This window comes from Vibrio gallaecicus (genome assembly GCF_024347495.1).
Taxonomy (GTDB): domain Bacteria; phylum Pseudomonadota; class Gammaproteobacteria; order Enterobacterales; family Vibrionaceae; genus Vibrio; species Vibrio gallaecicus.
This window is the reverse complement of sequence record NZ_AP025491.1, coordinates 305,702-319,034: the sequence shown is the minus strand read 5'-3', so window position 1 is coordinate 319,034 and position 13,333 is coordinate 305,702. Positions and strand designations below refer to the sequence as shown.

Annotated in this window: 14 protein-coding genes; 4 read left to right on the top strand and 10 right to left on the bottom strand. The window is 41.7% G+C overall.

The window, feature by feature from the left end:
• The 7 genes from OCU78_RS16000 to catB form a co-directional block, all read right to left on the bottom strand.
• Entirely contained in the window at nt 1-1,377 is a 1,377-nt protein-coding gene (locus OCU78_RS16000) for a sensor histidine kinase (RefSeq protein ID WP_137372288.1), read from the bottom strand.
• 24 nt (nt 1,378-1,401) lie between these two features.
• Nucleotides 1,402-2,154: a response regulator transcription factor gene (locus OCU78_RS15995; protein WP_137372218.1), complete on the bottom strand. Its 753-nt coding sequence runs from the start codon at nt 2,152-2,154 to the stop codon at nt 1,402-1,404.
• Nucleotides 2,155-2,225: 71 nt separating this feature from the next.
• Nucleotides 2,226-2,906, bottom strand: a complete 681-nt coding sequence (locus tag OCU78_RS15990; protein ID WP_137372217.1) for a spondin domain-containing protein — start codon at nt 2,904-2,906, stop codon at nt 2,226-2,228.
• A gap of 9 nt (nt 2,907-2,915) precedes the next feature.
• Nucleotides 2,916-3,599, bottom strand: a complete 684-nt coding sequence (locus tag OCU78_RS15985) for a spondin domain-containing protein (RefSeq protein WP_137372216.1) — start codon at nt 3,597-3,599, stop codon at nt 2,916-2,918.
• A gap of 164 nt (nt 3,600-3,763) precedes the next feature.
• Entirely contained in the window at nt 3,764-4,210 is a 447-nt protein-coding gene (locus OCU78_RS15980) for a methyltransferase family protein (protein WP_137372215.1), read from the bottom strand.
• 118 nt (nt 4,211-4,328) lie between these two features.
• Nucleotides 4,329-4,919: a Crp/Fnr family transcriptional regulator gene (locus tag OCU78_RS15975; RefSeq protein ID WP_137372214.1), complete on the bottom strand. Its 591-nt coding sequence runs from the start codon at nt 4,917-4,919 to the stop codon at nt 4,329-4,331.
• A gap of 155 nt (nt 4,920-5,074) precedes the next feature.
• Nucleotides 5,075-5,707: a type B chloramphenicol O-acetyltransferase gene (catB, locus tag OCU78_RS15970; protein WP_137372213.1), complete on the bottom strand. Its 633-nt coding sequence runs from the start codon at nt 5,705-5,707 to the stop codon at nt 5,075-5,077.
• A 409-nt stretch (nt 5,708-6,116) separates the two neighbouring features.
• Here catB and OCU78_RS15965 point away from each other — a divergent pair, with 409 nt between their 5' ends.
• On the top strand, nt 6,117-7,133 hold the full coding sequence (locus OCU78_RS15965) for an alpha/beta hydrolase family protein (protein WP_137372212.1): 1,017 nt from the start codon (nt 6,117-6,119) through the stop codon (nt 7,131-7,133).
• 18 nt (nt 7,134-7,151) lie between these two features.
• Here OCU78_RS15965 and OCU78_RS15960 read toward each other — a convergent pair whose 3' ends face one another.
• From OCU78_RS15960 to OCU78_RS15950, 3 genes are all read right to left on the bottom strand, one after another.
• The gene (locus OCU78_RS15960) at nt 7,152-8,222 is read right to left on the bottom strand and encodes a helix-turn-helix domain-containing protein (RefSeq protein WP_137372211.1); all 1,071 of its coding nucleotides are present in this window, start codon (nt 8,220-8,222) and stop codon (nt 7,152-7,154) included.
• Nucleotides 8,223-9,394: 1,172 nt separating this feature from the next.
• Nucleotides 9,395-9,580, bottom strand: a complete 186-nt coding sequence (locus OCU78_RS15955; protein WP_137372209.1) for a hypothetical protein — start codon at nt 9,578-9,580, stop codon at nt 9,395-9,397.
• A gap of 182 nt (nt 9,581-9,762) precedes the next feature.
• A complete protein-coding gene (locus tag OCU78_RS15950) occupies nt 9,763-10,641 on the bottom strand; it encodes a LysR family transcriptional regulator (RefSeq protein ID WP_137372208.1) in 879 nt (292 codons plus the stop codon).
• Nucleotides 10,642-10,703: 62 nt separating this feature from the next.
• On the opposite strand from OCU78_RS15950, the gene OCU78_RS15945 reads away from it, so the two are divergent.
• The 3 genes from OCU78_RS15945 to OCU78_RS15935 all read left to right on the top strand — a co-directional run bounded on the left by OCU78_RS15945 (nt 10,704) and on the right by OCU78_RS15935 (nt 13,313).
• On the top strand, nt 10,704-11,696 hold the full coding sequence (locus OCU78_RS15945) for a nitrilase family protein (protein ID WP_137372287.1): 993 nt from the start codon (nt 10,704-10,706) through the stop codon (nt 11,694-11,696).
• A gap of 445 nt (nt 11,697-12,141) precedes the next feature.
• The gene (gene nrtS / locus OCU78_RS15940) at nt 12,142-12,381 is read left to right on the top strand and encodes a nitrate/nitrite transporter NrtS (protein WP_017095112.1); all 240 of its coding nucleotides are present in this window, start codon (nt 12,142-12,144) and stop codon (nt 12,379-12,381) included.
• Nucleotides 12,382-12,383: 2 nt separating this feature from the next.
• Complete coding sequence (locus OCU78_RS15935; RefSeq protein ID WP_137372207.1) at nt 12,384-13,313, top strand: methyl-accepting chemotaxis protein; 930 nt, start codon at nt 12,384-12,386, stop codon at nt 13,311-13,313.
• Nucleotides 13,314-13,333: the final 20 nt, after the last annotated feature.

Here is a 13,333-nt window from a genome sequence, read left to right as displayed (position 1 = left end):
TCAGGTCGGTGAGTTTAAGTAAAAGCTTTGTTCAAACCTATTATCTACCTGAGAAGTCTGTAAGACACTGTAATGCAGCATAAGGATGGATTTAACGATGCGAGTGCCTATCCCCAGCGAGCCATTTGGTGCTTCATTATCAATAAAGTTACGGAAGACAAAGTAAATTTTTCCATTGTTTGAATCCGCCGTGATTTGACATTGAATCTCGGCGTCCTTAGGGCTATGACGAAATGCATTATCCAGTAAGTTCAATATCAAACGTTCTAGCAATTGCTTATCTCCAATGGTTTCCAACCCTTCCTCAACCTCCATCTGCAAACAGATATTTTTACGAATACAATGACTACGCATAGTTTCAGCGCACTCATCAAGTAATGGTTTTAGCACAACCAATTGATACTCATAACTAGGTAGTTTTGCCTCTTGCTTCGCAGAATCAAGCAGAGATTCCAGTTGAATAGATAACTTGTTGCAATTTCGATAAGCAATATCAATCAATGGATCTGACTCTGGGTGAGTCATCTTCCAGGTTTCTAGGTAACCTAACACACTAGAAAGGGGGGTTTTTAAGTCATGACTCAGTTGCAATAAGCTTTGTTTTCTTGCTGAGGCTTGATATTCCAACAACAAAAATTGTTGTTGGATGTGTTTTGCCATCAAATGATAGGACTCTGCTATGGGAATTAACTCTGGTACGCGATAGGTAAAGTCGGCATTGAGACGAAAATCATGCCCAGCTTGCTTTTGAAGCTGATCAGTCACTTGCTGAATTGGTTTAAGCAAACTCTGTTTTACAAGCCAGTAAGCACCAAACGCAAAGCCTAAAATGGAAAAAAGAACCAACGCAGTTAGCGCTGAGTATGGGGAATTCACAATTGAGTTGGCGATCGCCGTGTGGCGTGTACTGCCTATTACCACGTAGAGATAACCGACCGTTGATCCTAATTCTTCAATCGCAGCCACTGAGAATACCTTGTTTTCATCAGGGTTACGGGGATCGGTACCCAAGATGGGAAAGGCTTGATTACCTAAATAGCGTTTGATGGGATTAAGGTTAACATACCCCATTAACTGAGCCTCCTCTGGGGCGGCATGAGTGGTGATTTTTCCTTGGCTATCCAAAAAGTAGATCTCAAAATCTGGACCCATCAACATAAGAGTATGAAATATCGACTTCAACGCCTTCGGGTTGTAATCCGTGCCGATCATTAATGGGTTGTCATCTCTCATATGACTGGCAAGATCTTTGTGTAAGCTTTGTTTGGTGAATTGCTCGGTTGTTTCTTTCTGCCAGTTGTACGTTGTTGCGATCACCAAAGCAGTCAAGCAAAACCAAATACTTGTAAATATCACCAATCGTGATTTAAAACTCAACGGTTTTTGTTTCATCTCGACACCCTATACTCTTGGCTGAAACTTGTATCCAACGCCCCATACCGTCTGAATAAATTGCGTATCTTTTTCTGACTCAGACAACTCTTTTTCTGACTCAGAAAGTTTAGTTCTCAAACGATTAATAGTACTGCAAACCGTATGGTAATATCCCGTGTGGTTTGTATTCCAGACATGCTCTAAAAGCTCATCTTTGCTGAATACCCTGCCAGGGCGATTAGCGAGAAACTGGAGCAAAGTAAATTCTGTAGCGGTCAATGGCACATCTTCGTGATTAAGAGACACTTGATGGAGCTCTGGCGTTATCGTCAGGCAACCAAAATCCATGGTGCTTCCCGGTTCAATTAATTCTGGAATATCCGTTGAATTAGATTGATTTCTACGCAGAATATTGCGAACTCGAGCCTGGAATTCAAGCACACTGAACGGCTTAGCAATATAGTCGTCAACACCAGCCTCCAACCCTTCTACTTTTTCTAATTCACTACCGCGCGCCGTCAATACCAATACCGGAACCCAATCATTATTTTGACGAAGTTGGTGACAAATATCCAAACCGTCACCGTCGGGTAAACCTCGGTCCAGCACAAGTAAGTCAAAGGGTTCATCTTGATAAGCAATATGAGCTTGCCGACAACTTGTTACTCGAACGGTTTGATGACCTTGAAATTTGATGTGCATTTGTATCAGTTCAGCAAGATCATTATCATCTTCGACAAGCAATATCTTGGCACTTTGAGCATTGAGGTTGTTTTCCATGACATCTCCCTATCCCAGTATTGTCATACCTTCATGTAGACCGAGATAGGGAGCATTTTCTTTCATATTAATTATTCAATCCTTGTAATCACAAGCTGAGCTCCAGGATTTAGAAAGCGATGGTTAGCAGAAAGCGTTGACGAACTAAGACCATCATCTTGGCTAATAACACCTGAATGAAACGTTACTCGGTCATCATCATTTCGCTCGGCATTAAAACCTTCACCGCCACCGGCAGGTCCGGGGATCGTCTCAGAAAGCTCATCATTAGCTTCCGTCCCTGAGTCCCAAACACTCATGCTCATCGAGTAACTACCACCTACCTTCAAATCAGAGACATCTAAACCGGTTTCTCCGACAAATGCATCATTAGTATTGACTAGCATCGAGGCAATTGATAAGTAGGGATAATAAGACGTCACCGTCAGTTCGACACTATCGGTGGATCCAGGTAACAATAAGCCATTGCCTGAAACAGAGGCTCCAACGCTTGATTCAGAATCTGACAATGCAAGGAGTTCCGCATTGCTTCCTCCTTCAGCAAGAGTTTCCAGTTCCATCGATGCCGCGCTTCCTACTTCAAATAAGTTGTATTCCTCTGTGTGAGTCATTATTGCAAGGGGGGACATAGGTTGGTTAGCGGTAAGATTCGTGACGCTAATGCTATAACGCGCTTTTGTAGTGTCGTTATCATCACCACAACCCGCTAATGTAATAGCGACACATGCCGCAACTAAAATTCGCTTATTCATACAGCCCCCTTACTTAACAACGATTGTGATGGTTGCAACAGGGTTCAACCAACGATGTGAGCTGCTATCTAAATCACTCATTCCACCAGCATTGTCACTATCCCCAAGATTACCAGGGTGGATATGAACCGTATTATTGCTATTAGCAGTTTCTACCCCAGTACCACCAGCCCCAAAAGTTATAAAAGGAGGGTTAGGCATACTGCTTGCCAGCTCATCATTCGCCTCAGTGCCCGCATCATAACCATAGAGTGAAGCCTTATATGTGCCAGCTTCAGAAGGAATAGTCCAACTGTCTAACCCAACAAATCCATCATTAGTTGGCAACAACATTGCACTTAATGACAAGTACCCCATATCTCCACTGTCTAAATTGAATGTAGTCGCCATACCTGGTTCCAAAATACCCGAAGCAGGATTTTCTACTACCACTCCACCCGCATTGCCAATTAAAGAAGATAAGCCAGAGATATCACCACCCTCAGCCATCGCCTCTAGTTCTGAAGAAGCGCTTTCACCGAGCCGGAACATACGTACATCACCACTATGTGCAGCGACTATCAGAGGAGTAAAATAAATGCCCTTTGTTGCATTCGTAACCGTAATTTCCATTTCTGCAGCCTGAATAACGTTGATATTCATAGCCAGTGCAGAAGCGGAGATAATAAGTCCAAGTTGAGAGAGTTTTAACATATCGATTCCATCCATTTTGTTGAGAACACTTATAGGATGAACCTCAAGTCTCACGACCCGTTCATGTAATTCTCATAAAAATCTCACAAGTTAATCACGGCCACCGTGTAGCACCTACTATTTAGAGGCGCCTTCAAATAGAAGCGCCTGCAAACTTCTAGGCTTTAAATCCACCGACGCACTTTTCTACAGTATTCTTCGTAATCTTTACCAAACTTAGTGTGCATCATTTGTTCTTCAAATGAGATATACCACCTGTCCGTTATAAATAGGAATATGACCGCCATTAATAAGGACACAACAGAAGCCCCCATGAGCATTGAAAAACCGAGCATTGCGGTAGTAAAGCCCAAGTACATAGGGTTTCTTGTGTATTGGTAAATACCTTCTGTGACTAACATGGTTGGCTCATCAAATGTCATGATATTTGTTTCTAGCTTCTTAAATAACTGTTTACCTGTCATTGCGAGCATCAAACCCAAACCAATAATAGGTAAGCCAATAAGATTAAAAGGAAAAACAAGTAAGTGGGTGGCACCAATACTCCAGCACATTAAGCCCATTGCAATGATAAAAATTAAGAAGAGAACTGGTGGTAGTAGTTTTTTCATGTCGATACTCCGTTGTCGAAAACGAGAGCATATAAAAAATAAGTTAACGACTCCTTAACCTATGTTAAGTCCACGAACCTATATAAATTCCACCTAACCTGTGTAAAGCCTACCGAACCTAGGTTAAGCCCATCTCGCGGCGGATACGCGACAAAGTAACATCGGTGATACCTAAGTACATGGCGACATGACGAAGTGGAATTTCTTGGCTGTCTGCACCAAATTCTTTTAAAAATTGTAAGTAGCGTTCCTTTGCCGACAGCATAAGAAACCCAGCCTCTCTTTTTTCTTTCTTTAGCACTAAACGCTCGAACATCTTACGAACAAAGTCTCCCCAATTATTGTTGGATTTAGAAAGCTTCACCAAATTTGAATAGCTTACCGAAGCGATAACACATTCTGTGAGAGCCTGAGCAAAGAATGGACTAGGGCTCCCTTCAACAATCGAACTGATGCTTGCAAAAGCTCCGCCTTTTCTAACCAACGATTTATTACGCTCGATGCCATTTTGATCAATATAAAAATATCGACCAACACCATTCAGAACAAAATGGACATCGAGTGGAAGCTCACCGCTTAAAAAGAGGTACTCTTTAGGGTGGCAATAGCGAAATGTAAAATAAGGAATTGCTATATCCATATCGGCTTGGTTTAAAGAAATGAAAGCCGAGAATGTGTTTTGCAGCAATTGTTGATTGGTCTTTTCCATATTCCTACCTACTACGAGCAAACCAGAAGTATGATATCTGTTAAGTGACAGGTCGGTTACAAGCCTAACGCACTGGCTATTTAATTCCAAAACCTGCTCTACACCAAAAAAAATGCTCTAAAGTGCCATGTGTAAATCATCAGATAAAATGGATATTACGTACGAATTAACGTTTTCCAATAATCATATAGACCATCGATATTTGATGAACACATTAAGCCCATGGCTCCCTTTACTTGCTCATCACTCCACTCCCACCATTTCATCTCTAATAATTGGGCTACCTCGCCTTCAGAGAATCTATAACGAATATGTTTCGCTGGGTTCGAGCCCACAATTGAATACGGAGCAACATCTTTAGTTACGACAGCACGGCTTGCGATAATTGCGCCGTCTCCGATAGATACACCACTCATGATCATAGCTTCCGTGCCAATCCACACATCATTACCAATCACTGTATCACCCGAACGCACAAAGCCATCTTTTGCATCCGCAAAATTCTCATTATCCTGATAGAAAAATGGAAACGTACTTACCCAAGTGTTTTGGTGCCCTTGATTACCAGCCATCATAAACACCGCGCCAGAACCTATCGAGCAATAACGCCCAATAATCAGCTTATCAATATCAGTCCTATCCGCGAGTAAATAACGCGCACAATCATCAAAACTATGATTATGATAATAGCCAGAATAGTAACTGTGCTCACCCACGATAATATTTGGATTCGTGACTTGTTCTTTCAGAGATTTACCTACAAAAGGGCTCTCAAAATAATTATTCAAACTGTATTCCTTTGGAAACTTATAACGTTTTTATGAGCTTGACCGGCATTAGTTATTGGACCGATATTAGCTATTGGAACATGAATTATGCTTGCTAAAGCTTACACAAGAATGATTCCAACTGCACCGTGCTAACATTAGTAGCCTTTGTGGCATCTATTCAACTAATAGCCTCATCTAATACGCACACTCTCTTCGATCGCCAGTTTTTAAAACTCCTCGATAGTCATTGTCTATTTTACTCATGAAAGAGAATGGTAAAAAAGCGGTCTAAAGGTAGATAACCATAACCAATTCGCTAAATTCGGTACTTAAACATGATTGAGGGCGTCCTCGATCGTGTTTGAGGTCTCGTTATACCTAGGTCTAGCCCATATTAGTTCCAATTACCTCAATTGGAGCAACTCCCATGAAATGGACACATTTACTGTTCGTACCCTTCCTTTTCCTTTGCAATTCAGCCATCGCTTCCGGTGTCGGATTCACTCAAATCGTCTTAACAGACGTCCCTGAACGACCGTTAGACACCGCCATTTGGTATCCCACACAAGATGCATCAGACACAATCTTGATTGGCGATAACCCTGCTTTCATAGGTACGCAAGTCATCAAAGATGCACGAATTCAATCTGGTACTTTTCCAATAGTACTGCTATCACACGGCTACCGAGGAAATTGGCGAAACCAAAACTGGTTGGCGACCGAACTTGCTGGTCATGGCTACATCGTAGCGGCCGTTGACCACCCAGGAACCACCTCTTTCAACCATTCCCCCAAGCTGGCAGCGAAATGGTGGGAAAGACCACGAGATATGTCACGCATTCTAGATTACTTATTATCCAAAGCCCCCTGGAAACAGTCTGCTAACGTTGACGATGTTGCAGCAATCGGGCATTCGTTGGGTGGTTGGACAGTGATGCTATTGGGTGGAGCGAAAATGGATAGAGCAACATTTGGATCGGAATGTAATAAATATAAGAATCCGAGAACTTGTGGGCTGTCTAAAGAGTTAGGGTTATCCAAAGTCCAAGCTAAAGAACCAAGCAATATAGACCTTTCAGATCCACGAATTCACCGTGTGGTTAGCCTTGATTTGGGCCTTGCTCGGAGTTTTTCAGTCAATAGCTTAGAAGACATCAATGTGCCAACCTTAATACTGGCTGCTGGGATCGATATTGGAGATCTCCCTCAGACATTAGAGTCTGGCTACATTGCCGAGCACATGCCTCTTAACTCGAGACAATACAAAGTCTACGAAAACGCGACCCATTTTAGCTTTATTCAACGCTGTAAAGCGGAAGCAGTTGCTATGCTTGAAGAAGAAGTGCCGGGCGATGGGATTATTTGTAAAGACGGCTTAGGCGCTTCACGCAGTGAGCTACATCAATTGATGTTAAATGACATTGTTGGTTTTCTGAATCAATAAACAGAACAACAAGCCAACTCAATCTGACACTTGCGGTGAACTTCGAAACTCACTCGGAGTTTGCCCAGTGATCCTTGAAAACTCCCTATTGAAATTAGACTTGCTCTGAAAGCCTGAACTTAGGAAGATCTCAGTTATCGCTTCATCACTTTGCTTCAGTAGTGCCTTAGCATGCTCAATTCGATAGGTGTTGATCACCTTCGAAATGTTCTCATTATGAGTTTGGTTAACCGCAGATGATATTTTTCGGGCAGGAATGCCTAACTTTCGCGCTAGCCTATTGAGTGACAAGTCAGGATCCTTGAATACTTGGTGTTCCCTCATTAATGCATCGAGCTTGGCAACGATATTCGCTGTTTCTTCATCTTCATCCAAGCTACTCACCAGCGCAGGTGACGACTTATCAGCTTCTTGTGAAGACCCGTGTGACATGTGAAGTTGAACGTGCGCTTGGTTGTGTTCTATCGAAGAAGGCGTACTCAGACTGACAACAATCACGGCGGACACAACCGCGGGAATAAGAACCAGATACCCAATCGATAGGATTAAGTTAGTGTGTTGTGCACCCAACAACAAGATATCGTAAGAGAGTACACCATCGACCAAAGCGGAAAATAGCAGAAGCCCTCCTGCAACCCGCTCCGCAATCAAGACTTTCGATACATCGGTTAGCCTTACTTGTTCCGGCATATTGAACGACGACTTCAACAGCAAGCTGCCATAACCTAGGTATAGCGAGATCAGCAATACATCAACGGTCCCAACCCAGAAATGTGGGTACAAAAATGAGCTAACCAGAACAATAACGGGTCCTAACCAATGCACACGTGTGTTGGGTTTACTTCGATGAGCCCCCGCAAAGCAGAGCCAAGCCGCCACTGGTACACTCGCACCGAGAATTGGCTGTAGGAAACGAAACAACGCAATATCTACCGTCCATCGTAGCCCCACCACAGTGATCATTAACGCACATAGAGTGATAAACCAAAATGGCTTTTGACTGTTTTGTGGGTAACGATATCTAAGTAGTACGCCAGTCATGAATAACAGCAACGCAGCGACAAATGGTAAGGGAATGGCGAGCATCAAAAGTCCATTTAAGTTCGAGAAAAAACCACTTCAACCTCACGCTACCTGCTTTATTAGCAAAGCAACTGAACGAGCTAAGTAATACGTGTTGAATATCAATCTATGGTAAATCATTCTTCTGATAGAAATCTACAGCGAAACCTTGATGGCGTTAAATCAATGATTTTCCTAAATTAGCAACTATTGAATTAGTACAGGTATAGAAAAGACACTTAGCTTGGTGTCCAGTATTGATACTTGAGGTATTCATACTTTATCCCCTTCGGTCTTTTCACTAGATATAACTCAATATATCGTTGTTCGACTGCAATTTAGCTCAATGCTAATGTGTCGTTTGTTCATCACTTGAGACCCTCGCGTACCCAATCTCCATTTTCGTCTCCTCATGATGTAAGTAAAGTTCGGTCACATTCGGAAACATGACCCATTAGCAAAATGAAGAGTAAATGAACACTTTGAGCCAACAAGTTGGTAGTGTTCCAAAGGTACACCTTTGTGGGCAATGTAACCCTAGATGTAATCAGTAAAAATAAAGGTAAGATACTCTCTACTGATATTAGATTTTCATCACACTCTATAGTCCTTAACCTTCCCCCTTTGGTCGAGCAATATCTTGTACTTACTCTCTAAACCAAAGCCATGCGAGTCATCACCAATAAGAAAAAACGCACAATAGGACCTCCTCACCTTATAAAGCGTGACACAAATCATTAATATCAATGAGCTTTATATAAACAATAGAGTATTTATATTACTTTCATCCCAGCTAGCCCTAGCAGGAAGAGTATGAATGTAATTCCAGAGCGAGAAAAAAAGACAAGGTATCGTCTTCTTTTATGGGTATAAATAAATTTGAAGCTGCAGTTGGTGGCTTGGTATTCGCAGAATTAGAGGTTTCGCAGTAATGTTTATACGGTTATTAAAGTACTCCATGATAACATTTGCTTTTTCATTGTTTATTAGATTAATTGGTCAAGAGTTTTTCCCTGAAATAGTTAACAAAGAAAGTGTGTCTTGGTTTTTCCTATGGCTAACCGTAGGAAGTGTATTCTTCACTTCATTTACACCAATAGTTATAGCCATTATTGATAAGAGCATGAAAAATAGAGTTTTTATAATCGCTCTTTCATTGTTACTTCCTTTTGTTGGCGGTTTTTTTTCTTACTTCTTAATTAAAAGTAACATGCAAACAAATCATAAATAGTAATGTACTCATCCAACCATACGCTCGTTTCACAACCCACGTTTAGTTTCGCTTTAAGGTCTTGCCGGCGAAGATAGTCAATGAGCGTACGGGCTGAAATATCGAGCAACTTGGCAATCGATGCCTGGCTTAACCCCATGCGTAAGTGTTCCACTACTTTATCTTTTTGCTTATCGAGCTTTAAGTTTTTGGCCGGTCCTTTTGGTCTACCACGGATGATGCCCACTTACGTTTGGCATCTAATGCTTCTTTAGTACGGCTTGAACTCTATTTCTACCGCTAAAACAAAGAACGGTGCAGTAATGGACAGAAATGAGTTACCACACACAAATAGAATCAACGCCGTTCAATTGTCATCTTCTCGACAAATTGAATGAAATTATCTTTTGCAAAGCTCTCTAACTGCTCATTCCAAATTAGACCGACATCCCATGAGCTATTTTCCCCTGACAGTTCCCAAAAAACGACATGCTCATTCGCAATATGCTTTACACTTGCAGGAACAATAGTGAAGCCCAAATTTGCTGATACTAGTGCCAACAATGTTTGAATATCATCGGCCTCCTGAACTATATTCAATTTTTTCTCATGCTCCTCTAATAGCATGTTTATTTGTTGGCTTAGTCCCTTCCCTCGCTCAGGGTTAAGCTGTAAATAATCGATTGAATCTAACGAAAACCATAGTTTGTTTTTGTCTATGATTTGACTTCTATGCGTCGCAAGCACTAGGTGATCTGTACAGAGCTTTACCCCCTTCAGCGGAGCTACAGTTGGTAGTCGGCTAAAACTGAGATGAAGCTCCCCTAGAAGTAGACGCTCTGACTGCTTTTGAGATGGTATATCGTTAAGCGTAATATGGATCTCTGAGTAGTGTTTTTTAAACTTAGCTATGTAATCTGGAGCAAGGTGGTAGGAAGATATACCAAAACCTATATTGAGATTTCCTGCAATTCCCTTGGCGACTCGTTGAGTTAGTGATTTATAAGATTCAAAACTCGATACAATTCGTTGCGCTTCAGGTAAAAGAGCTACGCCTGCCGCAGTTAGACTGGCTCCTTGCCTTCCTCTCTCAAATAAAACCACTCCACAAAAAGCTTCAAGGCGCTGAATCTTCTTAGTTAAAGCTGACTGAGTGATGTGTAAGTGCTCTGAAGCTATTCGATAGTTACCATCTACCGCTAACTGGCAAAATGTACGTAAGTCCACAAAATCCATTCCATGCGCTCATTAATAATAGGAATTTTATTCATTATACGGAATCAAAAGTGTTTTTTAAAATGGTTGATATTCACCAAGTAAAAGGAACAATTATGAAAGATATCCGTGTTGCGACTGTCCAATTTAACCACCATGCGAACGACAAAGACTACAACTTATCGGTCATTCAAAGTTACGCAGAAAAGGCGGCTAAACAAGGGGTAAAAATCATCGCCTTCCCTGAAATGTGTGTCACTGGTTATTGGCATGTTTCGAAACTTAAAAAATCAGAGATCAATGATTTGTCCGAGTTCATTCCACAAGGGGAAACGTCTCAACGCTTGCTAAAAATGTCTGAACAATACCAACTCAGCATCGGCGCAGGTTTAATTGAAAAGGACAAGGACGGAGATCTCTATAATTCTTATGTAATGGCAATGCCTGATGGCCAGATAGCCAAACACAGAAAGCTGCATACGTTTGTCAGTGAACACATGAGAAGTGGCAATGATTACACTGTATTTGATACGCCACATGGATGCCGTGTAGGAATCTTAATTTGCTGGGATAATAATTTAGTCGAGAATGCTCGAATAACAGCATTAAAAGGGGCTGATATACTAGTCGCGCCCCATCAAACAGGCGGAACGAACTCTCGCAGCCCTAATGCGATGGGGTTGATTGATCCCCAACTTTGGCATAATCGTCACCGAGATCCAGATTCGATTCGTTCTGAAATGCAAGGTTCTAAAGGAAGAAAATGGTTAATGCGTTGGCTACCTGCGCGTGCCCATGACAATGGCATGTTCCTGATCTTTAGTAATGGTGTTGGGGTTGATATGGATGAAGTTAGAACGGGGAATGCAATGGTGCTCAATCCATATGGTGAAATTATCGTTGAAACTGACTGCATCGATAATGATATGGTTATTGCCGAACTCAATGCGAAAGATCTAAACATGTGTACAGGCAAACGCTGGATCAGAGGTCGTAGACCTAACCTCTACGCTCCCTTAACAATGGAAGGGGATGAATTGACGCCTTATCACGCAAGGTTCTCGACACAAAAATAGGTGACGTCACTTATTGAACATTCGCCAACGAATAATACGTTGGCGCTTCCATTATTTCATAAAAAGCCCCTAACAAACTTTGGGGCAAAGGTGCGTTTGCTATAGTCGGTCCACATAACTTCTGCCAAATTAACTGACAGATGAAATATGACAAACTTTATTAGAATCGATCAAACATATTACCTTCCGGTAAGTGTTTTAGTAAGGTCTCACCATTAGTCTGAATTATCATTAATTTATGTAAAAGCATTTACTTACACCGAATTACGCAACAAAGCCTCAATGCGAAAGAACACTTCTAAGGCACATAGAATTTTTAGCGATTGAATATACTACTGAAATTAACTTTACGTAAGTTGCAGTTGAACACCACCCTTAATTTGAACAATCGTTCAATAAGGTGTATGATTCACCAAAACAATATTCATCTAAACAGAGGTTGCAGATGCCTTTAGCTCAGTTTATTAAAACCGCAGGCGAACCGACGATACTGAAACGCTCACTCAAGGTTTCTTTCATAGTTGGCACCATTCTTATGTTCATTAATCACGGTGACAAATTGCTCTCTAGCAACATTGACGCAACGCTGATCATTAAGATCTTAATGACTTACTGCGTACCCTTCTGTGTGTCTACCCAAGCCAGCGTTTCTGCAACTCTTCAATCCCGAAAGAAGGTCGTCTAATAATGATATTTTCGTTTAAAAAACAGTCATCGGATACTGTCGAAGTTCATACTAGCCATCTTGCAGAACTGAAGAAAACTTCTGAAAAGTACTCTCTATTCAAACAAAATGATCCCACCGACTATGCGAAGAAAATTCACGTCAATGCGGCCAATGTTCATAAAGCATCACGAAGTCGTGCGAAGTCGATTGAACAGAGCTATGAGTTAGTGAATCACTTCATCGAGCAGTCAGAAAGTATTAACAAGCTGTCTTGTGAGAGTCATCAATACTCCAGCCAAACGGCAGAAACTGCGGCTAATACCATCGACAAGCTGGAGGCTTTGGAAGAACAGGTATTGGTTTCTAAAGAAAAGATCTGCCAGTTTAGCGAACTGCTCGAATCACTGGATGAGATTAACAAGAACGTCACCCAATTGGTGGATTCTATTAAAGGTATCGCTGCACAAACAAACCTGTTGGCGCTTAATGCCGCGATTGAAGCCGCTCGAGCTGGAGAACACGGACGTGGTTTTGCAGTAGTCGCAGACGAAGTTCGTCAACTTGCGAACACGGCGAATCAGTCCGCTGAGAACATCGATACTGAAATGGCATCGATTTCAAAGATATCAGACAGCATTTTCAACAAACAAAAAGAGGTTGAGGACGTCATTATTCTCAGCTCAGAAGTAACCAAAGACACCATGCATAACATGCAGAACTTGATGAACATGTCGCTTGATAGTAAAACAGCTTCTAAAACCATCATGGACGCCATTGAGGCTCAACTGTCCGACTCCAACACGGTTAAGCAAAACATGGAAGCCCTAGTTGAAGACACCAAGCTATCAATAAGCCTCTCGGGCAACAATCATGAACTCGCGGAACAGATCGTCAACTCTTTATCTTATCTGCAACTGAATGATAAAACGGACCAGAAAAGAAATGCTTAGCTCCGATAGCATGTAAGCAA

Coding starts and splice junctions, on each gene's coding strand:
- nrtS (WP_017095112.1), top strand. CDS start 12,142: ATGCCTTTAGCTCAGTTTATTAAAACCGCAGGCGAACCGACGATACTG.
- OCU78_RS15995 (WP_137372218.1), bottom strand. CDS start 2,154: ATGGAAAACAACCTCAATGCTCAAAGTGCCAAGATATTGCTTGTCGAA.
- OCU78_RS15985 (WP_137372216.1), bottom strand. CDS start 3,599: ATGTTAAAACTCTCTCAACTTGGACTTATTATCTCCGCTTCTGCACTG.
- OCU78_RS15980 (WP_137372215.1), bottom strand. CDS start 4,210: ATGAAAAAACTACTACCACCAGTTCTCTTCTTAATTTTTATCATTGCA.
- OCU78_RS15965 (WP_137372212.1), top strand. CDS start 6,117: ATGAAATGGACACATTTACTGTTCGTACCCTTCCTTTTCCTTTGCAAT.
- OCU78_RS15990 (WP_137372217.1), bottom strand. CDS start 2,906: ATGAATAAGCGAATTTTAGTTGCGGCATGTGTCGCTATTACATTAGCG.
- OCU78_RS15950 (WP_137372208.1), bottom strand. CDS start 10,641: ATGGATTTTGTGGACTTACGTACATTTTGCCAGTTAGCGGTAGATGGT.
- OCU78_RS15945 (WP_137372287.1), top strand. CDS start 10,704: ATGGTTGATATTCACCAAGTAAAAGGAACAATTATGAAAGATATCCGT.
- OCU78_RS15935 (WP_137372207.1), top strand. CDS start 12,384: ATGATATTTTCGTTTAAAAAACAGTCATCGGATACTGTCGAAGTTCAT.
- OCU78_RS15975 (WP_137372214.1), bottom strand. CDS start 4,919: ATGGAAAAGACCAATCAACAATTGCTGCAAAACACATTCTCGGCTTTC.